The following is a 17,307-nucleotide window of genomic DNA, read 5'->3' on the forward strand; positions in this document are numbered from 1 at the left end:
ACGGAAACAACCGATTTTTGCGGCCCGCCTTATCAGCGGGCCGTTTTCATTTCGCGCTTTACCATCAGGTAGAAACGGGTCGTCAACAAGAGGGCGGCGGTCGAAAGGCCCATGATAAAGCCGAACCACACCCCACGACCGCCAAAGCCCAGAGGAAAGGCTGTGATCCAGGCCAGCGCAAGGCCGATGGGCCAATAGGATATCAGCGCCAGTATCATCGGCACTCGCGCATCCTTCAGTCCACGCAGAAGACCGGCCGCCACCGCCTGCATTCCATCCACCAGCTGAAACACCCCGGCAATGATGACAAGCGTGCTGGCATAGGCGAGCACGTCTGTCGCGCCCGGCAGCGCAGGATCAAGAAACCAGCTGGCCAGATATTCCGGCTTGAGGGCGAAGAACAGCCCACCGCATGCAGCAATGACGCAGGCGACCGCGTAAACCGTGATCGCCGCGCGAACGAGGTTCGGATAGTCTCCCTGCCCATGCGCAATGCCGATCCGCACGGTTGCCGCCTGTGACAGGCCGAGCGGGATCATGAAGGCGATGGAGGCAAGCTGAAGCGCTATTCCATGCGCCGCCAGTTCGATTGTGCCGATCTGCCCCATCAGGATAGAGGCTGCGGAAAACAGCGTCACTTCCGCAAGAATGGTAACGCTGATGGGCAGGCCAAGCCTGATGACTTCCCACAGGGCATGAAAATCAGGCCGCCAGAAACGGACAAAGAGTTCATAGCGACGCGTTTCATCGCGCGTCTGAATGTAGACGACGATGAACAGGAGGCTGAAGGCGTTGACGATGACCGCAGCGTAAGCGGCACCGATCATGCCGAAGGCTGGGAAGCCGAAGTGCCCAAGAACAAGCGCATAGGCCAGAACACCATTTATCAGCAGCATGGCGATGGTCGCGTAGAGAATGATGCCGGCGCGCCCGATGGCGCTGACGAGGCCGCGCATCACATAGAACAGAAGTGCAGGCAGCAAACCGAACTGCGCTATCGCCAGATAGTCCCCGGTCTGCCGCGCTACCGCAGGGTTTTGCCCCAGTGCCAGCAAAATCTTTTCCGCGCTGAAGAACAGCGGCATGGTCAGCAACCAGTAGACGATTGCCACCCACATGCCCATGCGCAGCGAACGGCGTGCCGATGTCGCATCTCCCTGCCCATAGGCGTTGGCGACCATGGGGACGACGGCAACAGAGAAGCCGGAGCCGAAAATGAAGACGACAAAGTAGAACTGCCCGGCCAGCACCATGGCGGCCAGCTTTTCGGCACCCAGCTGCCCGACGATGACCATATCCGTGGTGTGAATTCCCAACTGCGCCAGCTGAGCACCGATCAGCGGAATTCCCAGGGCCAAAGTTGCGCGCAGATGTGCACTCCAGGAATCGGCAGTTACCTGGGGTTTCGTTTCCGCGACCGTAGAAGACATGGCATCACCTCAAAAAGAAAAGCCGCTGTCCTGCAAAGAAGGAGAGCGGCGCATTGCCTGAATAAGACAATCGCAACAGATGCGCAAGAATGCGGCAGACGCGCAAAATCTTGGCAGGGTTAAAGATTGATTAACTGAAACATTCACTTACCGGAAAAAAATATTGGCGAGCGACACGACTATTAAAGTTTCGTCATGCAACAATGATACGGTCCACAGAACAAGTTGCGACTTTCTGGCTGCATGAGGCACGCCAAACCAGCCCCCAGGCATGTCCCCCATCCAAATCCGGAAGAACCGGTCTCTTTTTGAGGTCCATACATTGTCCAGAAAATCGAATTTGATGACGCGAATTGTCGTGGCGGCGTCCTGCGTCGTCGTTGCGGCTTTTGCAGGATTTTCCATTTATATTGATGGGCTCCAGCGTGATGCGGCAAACCATTTCGTCGAAGACAAGATCAATGCGGCAGGCAAGCAGTCGGCACTCAGCGTTGCCAACTGGCTGAATGGCCGCGTCATGATGACCGAGATGGTGGCTGCGTCCATGGTAACGGCAACGACACAGGAAAAGCTGGAGCTTGCCCTGCACAATGAGGTTCTTGCACGCGAATTCAAATCCGCATATTTCGGCGATGAAACGGGTGCGTTCAACAACTTCCCATCGACCAAGATGCGCGAAGGTTACGACCCACGCCAGCGTCCGTGGTACCAGGCTGCCGTCAAGGCCAACTCCACCGTTCTGACCGAGCCTTACACGGATGCCACCACCGGCAAGCTCGTGGTCAGCGCCGCCCTGCCCGTCAAGCGCGATGGCAAGCTGGTTGGCGTTGCCGCCAGCGACTTCCTGCTGACAACATTGGTTTCCATGATCGGCTCCGTCGATGCGGGCGAAGGAGGCTATGCGTTTCTTGTCAACAAGGATGGCAAGATCCTGATCCATCCAGACGAAGCCATGATCAACAAGACGCTGACCGACCTCTTCCCGGTCGCAACCCCGAAAATTTCCCAGACCGTCTCGCAAACCCGCATTGGCGACGCTGACAAGATCACCAGCTTTATTCCAGTCCCCGGTCTTCCCGGTGTCGAATGGTCCGTGGGTCTCGTCATCGACAGCAACACCGCGTTTGCATCCATCACGCAGTTTCGCATCGCAGCCGTTGTCGCCACCATTCTGGCCGTCGCTGGCATGATCGCCTTCCTCGCCTTCCTCATGAACAACCTCGTCATCAAACCCGTGACGCGCATGACGCTCGCGATGGAGCAGCTTGCAGACGGCAATCTGGACGCGACCATTCCCGGCCAGGAACGCAAGGACCAGATCGGCTCAATGGCAGCTGCCGTTGCCGTGTTCCGCACCAACGCCGTGGAGCGTCGTCGTCTCGAAGGCGATGCCGAGGAGACAAGAACGCTTTCCGAGCAGGAGCGCAACGAGCGGGAAAAAACCGCCGCCAAGGATGCTGCAGACATCCAGTTCGCAGTCGATTCCCTGGCCGAAGGTCTCGCAAACCTTGCCAATGGCAACATGCATCACCGTATCAACACGCCCTTCATTCCGCGGGTAGACCGCTTGCGTGAAGACTTCAACACCTCGATTGCCAAGCTTAATGCCGCCCTTGTCACTGTTGGCAAGAATGCAAATGCCATTGATGCAGGCGCAAACGAAATTCGCCATTCTGCCGATGACCTTGCCAAACGCACGGAACGGCAGGCCGCATCCGTGGAAGAAACCGCAGCAGCCCTGGAAGAAGTCACCACCACCGTGAAGGACTCCGCCAAGCGCGCCGAAGAGGTCGGTCGTCTTGTCGCCCGCGCCCGCAGCAACGCAGAACAATCCGGCGCCGTCGTCAGTGATGCGGTCAAGGCCATGGAAGGCATCGAGCAATCCTCGTCCGGCATTTCCAAGATCATCGGCGTCATCGACGAGATTGCCTTCCAGACCAATCTCCTTGCCCTGAATGCGGGTGTTGAGGCGGCTCGCGCTGGCGAAGCAGGCAAGGGCTTTGCCGTCGTGGCTCAGGAAGTGCGCGAGCTTGCCCAGCGTTCCGCCAATGCAGCAAAGGAAATCAAGGCGTTGATCGGCGCTTCTACCAGTCAGGTGGAAATCGGCGTTTCGCTGGTTGGCAATGCCGGAAAGGCGCTCGAAACCATCGTGGCGGAAGTGCAGGAAATCAACACGCACATCAATGCCATCGTCCTTGCATCGCGGGAACAGTCGACCGGGCTCCAGGAAATCAACACCGCGATCAACAATATCGATCAAAGCACGCAGCAAAACGCCGCCATGGTGGAAGAGCAGACAGCGGCAAGTCACGGTCTTGCTTCCGAAGCGGCAGCGCTTAACGCACTGATCGCTCAGTTCAAGCTGGCGAAGGAACAGTTCGGCCAGAACGCCGACTACCGCAGCGCGGCCTGATAAGACCGACGTGGCTGCAACGGCGGCCACGTCCTCCCCACGCGTCGGTTTGCGTTCCCAGTGGGCTTGTTAAAGCGTGGAAAAACCGACACCTTGCCCGCCGACACAATCAAGCGGGAGGGCATGATGTCGGACATCATCTGGCGAGGCGTTGCAATGGGAATTGGCGGCACGGTCTTCATGGACCTCTGGGCCATCATCCTGCACCGGTTCTTCGGCCAGTCCGCTCCCAATTGGGCACCGGTTGGGCGATGGTTCTGGCACGTGCCTAAGGGCAAGGTGTTCCATGACAATATTGCCAGCGCCCCGCCCTACAAACACGAAAATGCGCTTGGCTGGATTTCCCATTACGCCGTTGGTATTCTTTACGGCATCCTTCTGGCACTGATCGTGCCAGCGGGCTGGTTCGGGGCGCCAACCTTCGCACTTCCCTGGCTGGTCGGCATTGTTACCGTCGCCGCAGGATGGTTCCTGTTGCAGCCGGGCCTCGGTATCGGCTGGGCGGCATCCAAAACCCCAAACCCCTGGAAGGTGCGCGCCCTCAACCTTGTGGCGCACACCATATTCGCCCTTGGCATGTATGCCACGGCTTTGCTGCTAAGCCATTAGATATCGGCGGAGAACGTATCGCAGTCTTCTACGCGGCCGCTATCGAAGCCCTTGCGGAACCATTCGGCGCGCTGTGCGGACGTACCGTGGTTGAAGCTATCAGGGACGACATATCCTTGGGACTTCTTCTGCAGAGTATCGTCGCCGATCTGATGAGCCGCGTTAATCGCCTCTTTTAGATCGCCTGTCTCCAGAATGCCCTTCTGCTGGGTGGATTTGCCCCAGATGCCGGCATAGCAATCCGCCTGTAGCTCGACCCGGACGGACATCTTGTTGGCATCCGTTTCGTCCATGGCCTGCCGCTGACGATTGAACTCAGGCAGTACACCCGTCAAATTCTGGATGTGATGACCCACTTCATGCGCGATGACATAGGCCTGAGCGAAATCGCCCGACGCACCAAAACGTCTGTCAAGTTCGCGGAAGAAGTCCGTATCGAGATAAACCTTACGATCTTGCGGGCAGTAGAACGGGCCGCTCGCAGAGGTCGCCGTGCCGCAGCCTGAACGAACCTGGCCCGCAAACAACACAAGAGTAGGCTTCTCATAGGTTTCGCCGGAGGAGCTGAAGATCTTGCCCCATGTATCCTCGGTTTCCGCCAGAACCGTACGCACAAAGGCGGTCGTTTCATCAGAGGATTGACCCTGCGGACGGGTGCCGGTTGTTTGCTGGCCGCTGGTGCCACCATCCATGGAAACGTCGCCGCCTGAGAGAAGCGTTAGCGGGTTGATGCCAAGCGCCCAGCTGATCAAAAGAATGACCACAAGGCCGCCGATGCCAATACCGCCTCCCCGCCCGCCGGTTGGAAGACGAAACCCGCCGCCTCCCATGCCGCCAGACGACATGCCGCGCCTGTCTTCAATATTGTCGGATTGGCGACGCCCTCTCCACTGCATATTTATCTCCCCTTGAGTGCCTTGCTGAACGCTTGAGGGGAGAAAGCGTTCCGGGAAGCCTCAGCTATTGGCGTAGATATAGGCGCCACCGCGTTTCAGCGCGCGCTGATAGGCGGGGCGGGCACGGATCGTTTCCAGATAGCGTCGGATTGCCGGGCGGTTTTCCATTCCGCCTGCGCGGCTCATAGCCGCCTCCACGGGAAAACTCATGGCGATATCCGCGCCTGTCAGCTCATGCCCGGCAAACAGACCGTCTTTCGCAAGCTCGCTTTCCCAATATGCGGTGTGATCGGCAAGCTGGGGATCGACCAGTTTGCTCCCCACGCCCTTGGAGATCATCGCCGCCATAGGCTTTAGGAAGAATGGCACCTGTGAGGGGATGCGGGAAAACAGCAGCTTGAGCAGGAGAAGCGGCATGGCTGAGCCTTCGGAATAATGCAGCCAGTAAACATAGCGCCTGTAGGCGTCCGTTCCCTGCTCCGGCCGGAAGGCACCCTTTCCATAGGTATCGAGCAGATACTCGATGATGGCGCCACTTTCTGCGTAGACCTTGCCGTCATCTTCTATCACCGGCGATTTGCCCAGCGGATGGACGGCTTTCAGGCTCTTCGGCGCGCGAAGATCGGGCCCGCGCTTGTAAGTCTTTATTTCATAGGGAATTTCAAGCTCTTCCAGCAGCCAGAGAATCCGGTGCGCGCGAGAATTTTCGAGATAGTGAACAGTAATCATTATGCCTTTGCCCCTGCCTTTGGAAACAAACGTAATTGCTTATAATGTCTATACGTTTTTAAAGGCGGAAAGGATCAGCGCGCAACACGCTATTATGATGAACGAACTTTCCTGTCAGAAAGAGAAGATTCGGGGTTCCGTTATCAAAAACATTTGCCTATAAGCCGCTTCTAGCCTGAAAAGATTGGAATTGCGCACGCCGGCCGGTGAGTTTCACCATGGCCGTTTTTTGCGCAACAACAAAAGCGGAAGAGAGCCATGCCGAAGCGCCAAGATATTAAGTCCATCCTTATCATCGGCGCTGGACCGATTGTCATCGGTCAGGCATGTGAATTCGACTATTCCGGCACGCAGGCCTGCAAGGCGCTGAAAGAGGAAGGGTACCGCGTCATCCTCGTCAACTCCAACCCTGCAACCATCATGACAGACCCCGGCCTGGCAGACGCGACCTACGTCGAACCGATCACGCCCGAGGTTGTCGCCAAGATCATCGCCAAGGAACGCCCGGACGCCCTGCTGCCGACCATGGGTGGCCAGACCGCGCTGAACACGGCCCTTTCGCTCAAGCGCATGGGCGTGCTGGATCGCTATAATGTCGAGATGATCGGCGCGAAGCCCGAAGCCATCGACATGGCAGAAGATCGCGCGCTGTTCCGCGAAGCCATGAAGCGCATCGGACTGGAAACGCCGAAGTCGATGCTGGCCAACGCCACCGACATCAAGGATGCCGACCGCAAGACCCACGAAGCCGCGCGTGCGGACCTGAAATCCAAACTCTCCGGAGCCGAACTCGACAAGGCACTGGATGATCTGGAAAACCAGTGGAACCTTGGCGAGACGGACCGCAAGCAGCGCTACATCAGCCACGCCATGGCCATCGCAGCGCAGGCCATCGACGTGGTTGGCCTGCCAGCCATCATTCGCCCGTCCTTCACCATGGGCGGCACAGGCGGCGGCATTGCCTATAACCGCTCGGAATTCTTCGAGATCATCGGCGGCGGTCTCGATGCATCCCCAACCACCGAAGTGCTGATCGAAGAATCGGTTCTTGGCTGGAAGGAGTATGAAATGGAAGTCGTCCGCGACAAGGCGGACAACTGCATCATCATCTGCTCCATCGAAAACATCGATCCGATGGGCGTTCACACGGGTGACTCGATCACTGTCGCCCCGGCCCTGACGCTGACGGACAAAGAATACCAGATGATGCGCAACGCATCGATCGCTGTCCTGCGCGAAATCGGCGTGGAAACCGGCGGTTCGAACGTGCAGTTCGCCGTCAACCCGAAGGACGGCCGTCTGGTTGTCATCGAAATGAACCCGCGTGTTTCACGCTCGTCTGCTCTTGCATCCAAGGCAACAGGCTTCCCTATTGCCAAGGTCGCCGCAAAGCTCGCTGTCGGCTATACGCTGGATGAGCTGGACAACGATATCACCGGCGGCGCCACACCGGCATCCTTCGAACCATCGATCGACTATGTCGTCACGAAGATCCCGCGCTTTGCCTTCGAAAAATTCCCAGGCGCTTCGCCGATCCTGACCACCGCCATGAAGTCTGTCGGTGAAGTCATGGCAATTGGGCGTACATTTGCCGAATCCCTGCAGAAGGCGCTGCGCGGTCTGGAAACCGGCCTGACGGGTCTCGATGAAATCGAAATCCCCGGCTACGAAGAGGGTGAAGGCTCCAAGAACGCCATCCGCGCCGCCATCGGCACACCGACGCCTGACCGTCTGCGCATGGTCGCACAGGCCCTGCGCATGGGCATGTCCGAAGCCGAAGTGCATGAAAACAGCAAGATCGATCCTTGGTTCATCGCCCAGTTCAAGGCCATCGTGGACATGGAAGAGCGCGTGCGTGAGCATGGCCTGCCGCAGGATGCCGAGAACCTCCGTTCGCTGAAAGCGATGGGCTTTTCGGATGCCCGTCTTGCCAGCCTGAGCAAGAAGCGTCCCAAGGAAGTTGCTGAGCTGCGCAACAGCCTGGAAGTCCGTCCCGTCTTCAAGCGCATCGACACCTGCGCTGCCGAATTCGCGTCGCCGACCGCCTACATGTACTCGACCTACGAGACACCATTCGCCGGTCAGCTGCGCTCTGAAGCCCAGATTTCGGATCGCAAGAAGGTCGTCATTCTCGGCGGTGGCCCGAACCGTATCGGTCAGGGCATCGAATTCGACTATTGCTGCTGCCACGCCGCCTTCGCGCTGAAGGATGCGGGCTTCGAAGCCATCATGATCAACTGCAACCCGGAAACCGTGTCCACCGACTACGACACCTCCGACCGCCTCTATTTCGAGCCGCTGACGGCTGAAGACGTGATCGAGATCATGCGTGCGGAGCAGGAAAACGGCGAGTTGGTCGGCGTCATCGTGCAATTCGGCGGCCAGACACCGCTCAAGCTGGCCGAAGCATTGGAAAAGAACGGTATCCCGATCCTCGGCACAGCGCCTGACATGATCGACCTTGCCGAAGACCGCGACCGCTTCCAGAAGCTTCTGATGAAGCTGGATCTGGCGCAGCCGAACAACGGTATCGCCTATTCGGTCGAGCAGGCCCGCCTCGTGGCCTCCGAAATCGGCTTCCCGCTGGTCGTTCGCCCATCCTACGTTCTGGGTGGCCGCGCCATGCAGATCATTCATTCCGAAGGCCAGTTGCAGACCTATCTGCTAGATACGGTTCCGGGCCTCGTTCCTGAAGATATCAAGCAGCGTTACCCCAATGACAAGACCGGCCAGATCAACACGCTGCTGGGCAAGAACCCGCTTCTGTTCGACAGCTACCTGACCAACGCCGTCGAAGTGGACGTCGATGCTCTCTGCGATGGCGAAAACGTCTTCGTTTCAGGCATCATGGAGCACATCGAAGAAGCTGGTATTCACTCTGGCGACAGCGCCTGCTCTTTGCCATCGCGTTCGCTTTCCAAGGAAACGCTGGACGAGCTTGAACGCCAGACGACGGCCATGGCCAAGGCGCTCAATGTTGGCGGCCTGATGAACGTTCAGTACGCCATCAAGGACGGCACCATCTACGTTCTGGAAGTCAACCCCCGCGCCTCGCGTACCGTGCCCTTCGTCGCCAAGACCATCGGCGCACCCATTGCCAAGATCGCGGCTCGCATCATGACCGGCGAGAAGCTGGATGCAGCAATCGCCGCCTATGGCGAAAAGCCGGATCCACGCAATCTCAAGCATATCGCCGTCAAGGAAGCGGTCTTCCCATTCGCCCGCTTCCCCGGCGTCGACATCCTGCTTGGACCGGAAATGCGCTCCACGGGCGAAGTCATCGGCCTCGACAGCGATTTCGCACTGGCCTTTGCAAAGTCTCAGCTTGGAGCGGGTGTCGATCTGCCGCGCTCGGGTGCTGTCTTCGTGTCCGTACGCGATGAAGACAAGCAACGCGTCCTGCCCGCCATCCGCCATCTGGTGGAAATCGGCTTCAAGGTTCTGGCAACCGGCGGCACGCAGCGCTTCCTTGCGGAACAGGGCATCGATGCCGAAAAGATCAACAAAGTACAGGAAGGCCGTCCGCATATCGAAGACGCCATCCGTAACCGTCAGGTCCAGCTGGTCATCAACACCACTGATAGCAACAAGGCGATCTCGGACTCGAAGTCGCTGCGTCGCGCAACACTGATGCAGAAGGTGCCATACTACACCACCATGTCTGGTGCTGAATCTGCCGCGCTTGCAATCAAGGCCCTGAAAGCAGGCAGCCTCGACGTAAAGCCTCTGCAGAACTACTTCGCATAAGCAGGGTCGACCTTCTGACTAAAATTAGAAAGGGCGCGTCCTCGGACGCGCCCTTTTTCCCATGTGGCGATAGGGCCGGTCAGCCGTTGGCTGCAACGCCTTCGAGTTCAGCCATGACCTCGTCAGAAAGGGCGATAGCGGCGGCACCAAGATTTTCGTGCAGATGGGCCACCGAGGACGTTCCTGGAATAAGCAGAATATTGGGTGCACGGCGCAACAGCCAGGCAAGCGCGACCTGCATTGGCGTCGCCCCAAGCCGCTGGGCGACATCCGACAGGGTGGAAGATTGCAACGGACTGAAGCCACCCAGCGGAAAGAATGGCACATAGGCAATGCCGTCGCGGGCGAGATCGTCAATCAGTTGATCGTCGTTTCGATGCGCCAGATTGTACATGTTCTGGACACAGACGATATCAGCAATGCGCCTCGCCTCGGCAATCTGGCTGGCGGTGACATTGCTAAGGCCGATATGACGGACCAAGCCTTGCCGCTGCAACTCCGCGATTGGCGTCAGCAAATGCTCGATCGAACCTTCCGCTGGACCATGCACATCAAACATGATCCGCAAATTGACGACATCGAGAACGTCGAGCCCGAGATTGCGCAGATTATCGTGCACGGCCTGTGTAAGTTCCTCCGGCGAAGTTGCCGGGTTCCATGATTTGTCGGCACCGCGCATGGCACCGATCTTGGTGACGATGGTCAGGTCATCGGCATAGGGGTGCAGGGCCTCACGAATGATTCTGTTGGTAATATGCGGCCCATAGAAGTCACTCGTATCGATGTGATTGACGCCCGCTTCCACCGCCGCTCGCAAAACCGCAACTGCCGCGTCGTGATCCCTGGGAGGTCCGAAAACCCCCAGCCCTGCCAATTGCATGGCTCCATATCCCAGACGCCCGACAGAGCGGCTACCGAGCTTGAATGTACCGGCTTTTTGCATGGTGTTCATGATCATCTCCTGTGATGCATTCACACTAGCGGCTTTGCCCTATGAGCATAACTGGGTACAATCGATACAGACTGTGCGAGAGAACGAACAATGAAAGCCAATCTGGATGATCTGAATATCTTCGTTGCCGTAGCCCGTGCAGGCGGGTTTCGTGAGGCCGCGCGCATACGCAATGGCAGCGCTTCCGGTTTGAGCGAAGCGGTTCGCAGGCTGGAGAGCGAGCTTGGCGTGCGTCTTCTCAACCGCACCACGCGCAGCGTTTCGCTGACTGAGGCGGGGCAAGGCCTGCTGCACCGCCTGTCACCCGCGTTGAGCGAGGTTGAAGCCGCACTTGATGTCGTGAACGGTTTCAGAGACAGGCCAGCAGGCACGCTGCGGATCAACGTTCCCGTTAGTGCGGCCCGTCTTGTCCTTCCTGATATCGTCCCCGGTTTTCTCGAGGCCTATCCGGATATCAGACTTGAGGTCATCACCGAAGAGAGCTTCGTTGACATCCTCGCCGCCGGCTGCGACGCGGGCATACGTTACGACGAGCGCCTCGAACAGGATATGATTGCCATTCCCATCGGTCCTCGCGTGCAACGCATCGCCTCGGCCGCCTCGCCCGGCTATCTGGAAAGACGTGGCCATCCGCAACATCCCCGCGACCTTCTGGATCACGCCTGCATCCGCGGCCGCTTCGCCAGCGGCTTTCTGCCGCCTTGGGAATTTGAGCGGGATGGTGAGCTTGTCGTGATCGAGCCGAATGGACCTCTGACCGTGAGGATTGGTGGAGCGGTTGATCTTGCTGTCGACGCAGCCATAGCTGGAACCGGCATCGTCTCCCTGTTCGAAGACTGGCTGCGCCCGCATTTTGCACAAGGCAGCCTAGTTCCGGTTCTCGAACCTTGGTGGCAAAGCTTTAGCGGACCGTTTCTGTATTATCCCGGCAGACGCCTCGTGCCTGCCCCTCTGCGGGCTTTCATAGATTTCGTAAAGGCCGCCAATGAACGCAGCGCTCGGCTAGCACCGTCAGTTCAGACAGATTAGGACATTGCCGACGCAGTGCCCGTCCCATCCATCAGCCTGCGCACCGCCTGCATGTCCGCCCGGAAACGTTCGAACTCTTCGGCTTTGCGTCGTTCCTCTGGAATGCGCAGCAGATATGATGGATGAACCGTCACGAATAGTGTTCTGCCGCCATCCATCGGCATCGGCTTTCCGCGCAGGTCTGAAACCTTCTCCTTCAAACCCGTCAGGGAAAACACAGCCGTTGCTCCCATCGCGACAATCAGCTTCGGCTGGACAAGCTCGATTTCCCGCGTCAACCACCAACGGCATCGCTCCACTTCTCCTGCATCCGGGCGTTGGTGGATACGCTTCTTGCCCCGTGCCTCATATTTGAAATGCTTGACCGCATTTGTCACATAAAGGTCTTTCCGCGCTATGCCGGTTTCACCCACTACCTGATCGAACACCTTACCCGCCGGGCCAACAAAGGGCCGCCCTGCCAGATCTTCGAAATCGCCCGGCTGCTCTCCCACGATCATCGTTGCCGCGCCCTCTGGGCCCTCTCCAAAGACGGTCTGCGTTGCTTTGCAGTGAAGCGGACACATGGTGCAGGCCTGCGCTTCATGCTTCAAACCCGCCAATGTATCCGCATCAGGCAAGGCAGGCACGGGCCTGCTTTCCGCTGCTGCCTGAATGCGATGATGGAACAATTGTGGCTCGGTCGCAGCCCTTGCCCCCATCTCCAGAACACGACGTTCTGCATTCAGCACAAGCTCTGGAATGAGGTCGGCCTCGGGCAGGTTCTTCCAGTATTTCTTCGGCATTTCTGCCGTCATGGCCTTAATCTTCAACCGCGCCGGATTGAAAATATTGGCATAATAGGTGCGCCAAAGCTCATCGGTCTCATCGGAAAGATCAGGCTGTTGGGCCGGAAGGCGGGACGTCTCAAGTGTTTCGCCATCCCAGCGGGCGGAGCCCTTTGGCGTGAGAATCATCCAGTCCATGTCGGTAAAGCGTCTTTGAAAAAAAGCTGCCTTCCGCTCGACAATGAAATGGTCCGGCTCGAACCAGGCGATGAACCGGCGGCGACCAACCTGCTCCGGCTGCAGACCCACCTCCTTGAAACGGACAAAGGCCGTCATCTTGTGGCTATCGCGCCGAACGGATTTTTCCAGTTTCCTCGCTTCGGTCACATCCGCATCCGCCTTGAACTGCAGCAGCGCCTTGTCCTGCTGCAGACGCCAAAGCAGGCGATAGAGCAGCGCAAACCGCGCCGGATCGCTGTGGCAGACAATTGTCTGTGCCAGTTCCATGAAAGCAGCAGGGACGCTTAGCTTCTTTGTTGTCGTTGAGACCGGCAACGGATCTTCTTCCGAAAAACCGAAGAGACCGGCATCCTCGCCGCGCAGGTGCCACTCCACATTCTGTGGCGCAATATCGGCAGAAAGAAAGGCTCTTGCCGCATCGCGCCACTCGTTAAAATCCCCCCGGCCCTCCAGCGATATCCTGTGCATTACAGAAGCGATAATTGTTCAGGCTGTGGCGCAAACATATCGCGCAGATCAGGTCGCTCCGTCAGCTTGCCCGGCGTCCAGCCACCAGCAACGACAAAGGCCTTCACCTTCTTCAACGAAACCCCGAAACGTCCGAGATCTTCCAGACGCAATTGCCGAAATCGGCGCGAGGCCAGAATGGATTTGACAGTTTTGGTGCCAAAGCCAGGCACCCTCAGCAGCATCTCCCGGTCTGCCGAGTTGATATCAACAGGAAAACTCTGCCGGTTGGCCAGCGCCCATGCCAGCTTTGGATCGATATCGAGATCGAGCATTCCGTCCTTTTGGGTGGAAGCAATCTCGTTGATATCAAAACCATAGAAGCGATAGAGCCAATCGGCCTGATAGAGACGATGCTCCCGCATCAAGGGTGGCTTGATAAGCGGCAGGTTTTTCGACGAATCCGGAATGGGGCTGAAAGCTGAGTAATAGACGCGCCGCAAGCCGTAACTGCCATAAAGACGCGCGCTGGTCTGCAGAATCGTTGTGTCATTGGCGCCGTCAGCACCCACGATCATTTGGGTGCTCTGACCGGCTGGCGCAAATTTCCTGACCCGCTTCGTTCTCAAGGTCGGCTCGCCGGCCTCTTCGATTTTCAACCTGATGTCGGCCATGGACTTGCGGATGTTTACCGGCTGTTTTTCCGGTGCAAAACGCCCGATCCCGCTATCTGTCGGAAGCTCGATGTTGATCGACAAGCGATCGGCGTAAAGCCCGGCTTCTTCGACCAGTTTCGCGGAGGCCTCGGGAATGGATTTGAGGTGAATATATCCGCGAAACCCATGGGTTACCCGCAGCTCTCTCGCCACCCGGACCAGTTCTTCCATTGTGTGATCTGACGAACGGATGATGCCCGAAGACAGAAAAAGCCCTTCGATATAGTTGCGCCTGTAGAATTCCAGCGTCAGCCAGACCACTTCCTCAACGGAGAATCGCGCGCGCTCCACATTGCTGGACGATCTATTGATGCAGTAGGCGCAGTCATAAATGCAGAAATTGGTCAGCAGTATCTTGAGAAGGGAAATACACCTGCCATCCGGCGCATAGGCGTGGCAAATGCCCGAACCTTCTGTCGAACCCAAACCGCCACTATTGGACGAATTGCGCTTCGTCGTGCCACTGGAGGCGCAGGACGCGTCGTATTTCGCCGCATCGGACAGTACTGCAAGCCGGTCTTTTATGGACTTTTTCATACATGTTCACTAAATGTTCTCAGCGATCATGTCAATATTTGTCTATCATCAAGTTCCGCATGACAGAAAATGCATGGTTTCAAATTTGCTGGCAATTGGCTTGCGACTTCTGATATAGTCTCGCGAATTGTGATTTTGACTGGTTCCGTAGTTTTGCTCCGGAACCTGTTTCTTTTTGTGTCTGCGGTTACCGCGGTAGAATGCGAAGGAAGAAAAAAATGGTAGAAAAAGTACCGATGACCCAGGGCGGATTCGTCAAGCTGCAGGAAGAACTTCGCTGGCGCCAGCAGGAAGAGCGCCCACGCATCATCGAGGCAATCGCGGAAGCTCGCGCCCATGGTGACCTCTCTGAAAATGCAGAATATCACGCCGCCAAGGAAGCGCAGAGCCACAATGAGGGCCGAATCTCCGAGCTCGAAGATTTGACGGCACGCGCAGAAGTCATCGATCTTTCCAAGATGTCTGGCACCACCGTCAAGTTCGGTGCGACGATCAAGCTTGTGGATGAAGATTCCAACGAGCAGAAAATCTACCAGATCGTGGGCGATCAGGAAGCAGACGTCAAACAGGGCCGCATTTCCATTTCGTCCCCTATTGCGCGTGCCCTGATCGGCAAGGAAGTTGGCGATAGCATCGAAGTGAACGCGCCTGGCGGTTCACGCGGCTACGAAATTCTTTCCATCAACTGGGGTTGAGCATCGACCCGCTCCCTGCGAGACAATCAGTTGCCTTACATTGATTTGAGAAACGTCCGTGTGCTCGCGCCAAATTTCAAGCGCAGGCTCTCAGGCGTGACATCGACGATCATTCAGCTCGTGCCGGTGCAAAACCGGCTCGGGCAACAGGTCGCTGTCATAGGGCCGGGTCTGCCCGAAAGCTTGCCACATGTTCGCTTCCGCGACCTGTGGCGGCTGTGGCAGGCGGGCCCGGATGGGCGGCCTCGTGTGTGGCACGCACGGCGGAATATAGAAATGCTCCCCGGCATTATCCTGCGCGATCTGCTGCGCATGAAGCTGAAGCTTGTCTTCACCTCGGCATCCCAGCGCAAGCATAGCGGCTGGACGAAATTTCTGATTTCAAAAATGGATGCCATCATTTCCACCAGCAACAAGACGGCGTCCTATATGGCTTTGCCGAGCGACGTCATCATGCATGGCATCGATACGGACCGCTTTTCGCCAGCCGCGGATAAGGCCGATGCCAAACGCGTGCTGGGGCTGGACCCCGACCAGAAATATGTGGGTTGTTTCGGACGGGTGCGTCGTCAAAAGGGCACGGACCTGTTTGTCGATGCAATGATTCCGCTTCTTCCACAAAATACCGGCTGGTCGGCCATTGTTGCGGGTCGCGCAACCGGCCCGCATGTGGAATTTGAAAATGGTCTCAAGGATAAGGTCCGGGCTGCCGGCCTTTCCGAGCGTATTCTTTTCGTGGGCGAGCACACCAATATCAACGAATGGTATCGTGCGCTCGATCTCTTCATCGCGCCGCAGCGATGGGAAGGTTTCGGGCTGACGCCGCTGGAAGCCATGGCATCGGCTGTGCCGGTGGTGGCAACGGATGTCGGCGCGTTCCCGGAGCTTTTGGTGGTGGGCCACACAGGCGACATTACGGAGCGCGACAATCTGGCGGCAATGATAGAAACTGCCGGACCATGGATCGCAAATGACGAGCAACGCAGCAACGCCCAGTCAGCCGCACGTGACCATGTCGCGGTAAACTTCACGATAGAGGGTGAAGCGGCCAGTCTTGGCCGCGTCTATGACAGGCTCACGGCTTGCGTTTGAACAGTTCCATATAGGCGCCGGCAACGGCTTCCTCGGAAAACTGGTCCATCAATGTCTTATATCCGCCCTCTGCGACATGCCGCGACAGCGCCTCATCGTCCAGCAGGCGCTGGATGGACGCCGCAAAACTGTCGGCCTCCCCTATCTCCGCAAGCAATCCGTTTTCCCCATCCTGCATGAACCACATGGGTCCTTCGGACTTTGAGGAAACAACCGGCTTGTTCTGCGCCCAGGCTTCCAGGATTACATTTCCCAGCGGCTCATGGCTGGACGGCATCACAAAAACATCGGCAGCCGAAACGTAAGGCCGGGTATCGTCTTTCCAGCCAATAAAGCGAACACGATCGCGCAAACCAAGCGCAACAACCTGGGCTTCAAGGCTCTCCCGCTCTTCGCCATCGCCCGCCAGCCACAGATGCACACCGGGCAGGCTCGCCACCGCATCAACAAGAGTATGAAACCCCTTCCGCTTCACAAACCGCCCCATGGACATGACCAGCGGCACATCCTGCGGCGTCCCCATCTCTGCTCTGGCAACAGGCGCGATGCGCTGCGTATTCGTGAAATTGGAAATGACCTCGACACCATGCGTCCAACCGAGCGCACGCACATGGTCGCCAATGCCGGGTGTGTTGCAGACAAGAATGTCGGTGTTCTTGAAGTAATCCAGCTTCGTAGGATAATCACCAAGCCGCGAAATCTTGATGCAGCCTTTGTAGGCGGGCATCAGTCTGCTTGGCCTCGTCGCCCATGACATAAGAGCGTCAGGTTTTTCTTGCTTCGCCATACTCATGACCTTGAGCGGAAGCAACAGCCTGTCTGGCGACAGATTTCTAAAATTACTCTCTATAATTTCACACACGCCGTCGATGTTCTTGCGCCAACTCCGTTTCGGACGGATCACTGCTGTCTGCTCCACCCCTTTGCGCGCCAGCGCATTTACGAGGTGAACGAAGAACCGTTCAGCTCCGCCATCCTTGCCCAGATGGTAATGCATGACTTTCATAT

At 57.5% G+C, this 17,307-nt stretch carries 13 protein-coding genes; 6 read left to right on the top strand and 7 right to left on the bottom strand.

Annotated features, from left to right (window positions below; all coding sequences use genetic code 11):
* Positions 1-32: 32 nt before the first annotated feature.
* Positions 33-1,430, bottom strand: a complete 1,398-nt coding sequence (locus QRN85_RS14845) for an MATE family efflux transporter (protein WP_113169145.1) — start codon at positions 1,428-1,430, stop codon at positions 33-35.
* A gap of 322 nt (positions 1,431-1,752) precedes the next feature.
* Between QRN85_RS14845 and QRN85_RS14850 the strand changes: the two genes are divergently transcribed.
* Positions 1,753-3,843, top strand: coding sequence for a methyl-accepting chemotaxis protein (locus QRN85_RS14850; RefSeq protein WP_284759086.1), 2,091 nt, complete (start codon positions 1,753-1,755; stop codon positions 3,841-3,843).
* A 126-nt stretch (positions 3,844-3,969) separates the two neighbouring features.
* Entirely contained in the window at positions 3,970-4,452 is a 483-nt protein-coding gene (locus tag QRN85_RS14855) for a DUF2938 domain-containing protein (protein ID WP_284759087.1), read from the top strand.
* On the opposite strand, the gene ypfJ is transcribed toward QRN85_RS14855, so the two are convergent.
* Together ypfJ and QRN85_RS14865 are read right to left on the bottom strand one after the other, a co-directional pair.
* Positions 4,449-5,348 carry a KPN_02809 family neutral zinc metallopeptidase gene (ypfJ, locus tag QRN85_RS14860; protein WP_284759089.1) on the bottom strand — a complete coding sequence of 300 codons (900 nt, stop codon included), beginning with the start codon at positions 5,346-5,348 and terminating at the stop codon, positions 4,449-4,451. The two genes, QRN85_RS14855 and ypfJ, sit on opposite strands and share 4 nt — an antisense overlap.
* A 60-nt stretch (positions 5,349-5,408) precedes the next feature.
* Positions 5,409-6,077 (bottom strand): glutathione S-transferase family protein, encoded by a 669-nt coding sequence (locus tag QRN85_RS14865; protein WP_284759090.1) that lies wholly within the window; start codon positions 6,075-6,077, stop codon positions 5,409-5,411.
* A gap of 258 nt (positions 6,078-6,335) precedes the next feature.
* Here QRN85_RS14865 and carB point away from each other — a divergent pair, with 258 nt between their 5' ends.
* Positions 6,336-9,824 carry a carbamoyl-phosphate synthase large subunit gene (gene carB / locus QRN85_RS14870; RefSeq protein ID WP_062585228.1) on the top strand — a complete coding sequence of 1,163 codons (3,489 nt, stop codon included), beginning with the start codon at positions 6,336-6,338 and terminating at the stop codon, positions 9,822-9,824.
* 79 nt (positions 9,825-9,903) lie between these two features.
* Here carB and QRN85_RS14875 read toward each other — a convergent pair whose 3' ends face one another.
* Positions 9,904-10,776 carry an aldo/keto reductase family oxidoreductase gene (locus QRN85_RS14875; RefSeq protein ID WP_284759092.1) on the bottom strand — a complete coding sequence of 291 codons (873 nt, stop codon included), beginning with the start codon at positions 10,774-10,776 and terminating at the stop codon, positions 9,904-9,906.
* Positions 10,777-10,866: 90 nt separating this feature from the next.
* Between QRN85_RS14875 and QRN85_RS14880 the strand changes: the two genes are divergently transcribed.
* Entirely contained in the window at positions 10,867-11,805 is a 939-nt protein-coding gene (locus tag QRN85_RS14880) for a LysR family transcriptional regulator (RefSeq protein ID WP_284759094.1), read from the top strand.
* Here QRN85_RS14880 and QRN85_RS14885 read toward each other — a convergent pair.
* Positions 11,802-13,280, bottom strand: coding sequence for a UdgX family uracil-DNA binding protein (locus tag QRN85_RS14885; protein WP_284759095.1), 1,479 nt, complete (start codon positions 13,278-13,280; stop codon positions 11,802-11,804). The genes QRN85_RS14880 and QRN85_RS14885 overlap by 4 nt on opposite strands.
* The gene (locus QRN85_RS14890; RefSeq protein WP_284759096.1) at positions 13,280-14,512 is read right to left on the bottom strand and encodes a putative DNA modification/repair radical SAM protein; all 1,233 of its coding nucleotides are present in this window, start codon (positions 14,510-14,512) and stop codon (positions 13,280-13,282) included. Before QRN85_RS14890 ends, QRN85_RS14885 begins: the two co-directional genes overlap by 1 nt.
* 218 nt (positions 14,513-14,730) lie before the next feature.
* Between QRN85_RS14890 and greA the strand changes: the two genes are divergently transcribed.
* Both greA and QRN85_RS14900 read left to right on the top strand, forming a co-directional pair.
* A complete protein-coding gene (gene greA, locus QRN85_RS14895; protein ID WP_062585221.1) occupies positions 14,731-15,207 on the top strand; it encodes a transcription elongation factor GreA in 477 nt (158 codons plus the stop codon).
* 60 nt (positions 15,208-15,267) lie between these two features.
* Entirely contained in the window at positions 15,268-16,299 is a 1,032-nt protein-coding gene (locus QRN85_RS14900) for a glycosyltransferase family 4 protein (protein WP_284759097.1), read from the top strand.
* On the opposite strand, the gene QRN85_RS14905 is transcribed toward QRN85_RS14900, so the two are convergent.
* Positions 16,283-17,305 (bottom strand): glycosyltransferase, encoded by a 1,023-nt coding sequence (locus QRN85_RS14905; protein WP_284759098.1) that lies wholly within the window; start codon positions 17,303-17,305, stop codon positions 16,283-16,285. The two genes, QRN85_RS14900 and QRN85_RS14905, sit on opposite strands and share 17 nt — an antisense overlap.
* Positions 17,306-17,307: the final 2 nt, after the last annotated feature.

Source organism: Agrobacterium sp. fls2-241-TYG-188a (assembly GCF_030209845.1).

Coding starts and splice junctions, on each gene's coding strand:
- QRN85_RS14885 (WP_284759095.1), bottom strand. CDS start 13,280: ATGCACAGGATATCGCTGGAGGGCCGGGGGGATTTTAACGAGTGGCGC.
- carB (WP_062585228.1), top strand. CDS start 6,336: ATGCCGAAGCGCCAAGATATTAAGTCCATCCTTATCATCGGCGCTGGA.
- QRN85_RS14855 (WP_284759087.1), top strand. CDS start 3,970: ATGTCGGACATCATCTGGCGAGGCGTTGCAATGGGAATTGGCGGCACG.
- QRN85_RS14845 (WP_113169145.1), bottom strand. CDS start 1,430: ATGTCTTCTACGGTCGCGGAAACGAAACCCCAGGTAACTGCCGATTCC.
- QRN85_RS14875 (WP_284759092.1), bottom strand. CDS start 10,776: ATGAACACCATGCAAAAAGCCGGTACATTCAAGCTCGGTAGCCGCTCT.
- QRN85_RS14890 (WP_284759096.1), bottom strand. CDS start 14,512: ATGAAAAAGTCCATAAAAGACCGGCTTGCAGTACTGTCCGATGCGGCG.
- QRN85_RS14880 (WP_284759094.1), top strand. CDS start 10,867: ATGAAAGCCAATCTGGATGATCTGAATATCTTCGTTGCCGTAGCCCGT.
- QRN85_RS14865 (WP_284759090.1), bottom strand. CDS start 6,077: ATGATTACTGTTCACTATCTCGAAAATTCTCGCGCGCACCGGATTCTC.
- ypfJ (WP_284759089.1), bottom strand. CDS start 5,348: ATGCAGTGGAGAGGGCGTCGCCAATCCGACAATATTGAAGACAGGCGC.
- greA (WP_062585221.1), top strand. CDS start 14,731: ATGGTAGAAAAAGTACCGATGACCCAGGGCGGATTCGTCAAGCTGCAG.
- QRN85_RS14905 (WP_284759098.1), bottom strand. CDS start 17,305: ATGAAAGTCATGCATTACCATCTGGGCAAGGATGGCGGAGCTGAACGG.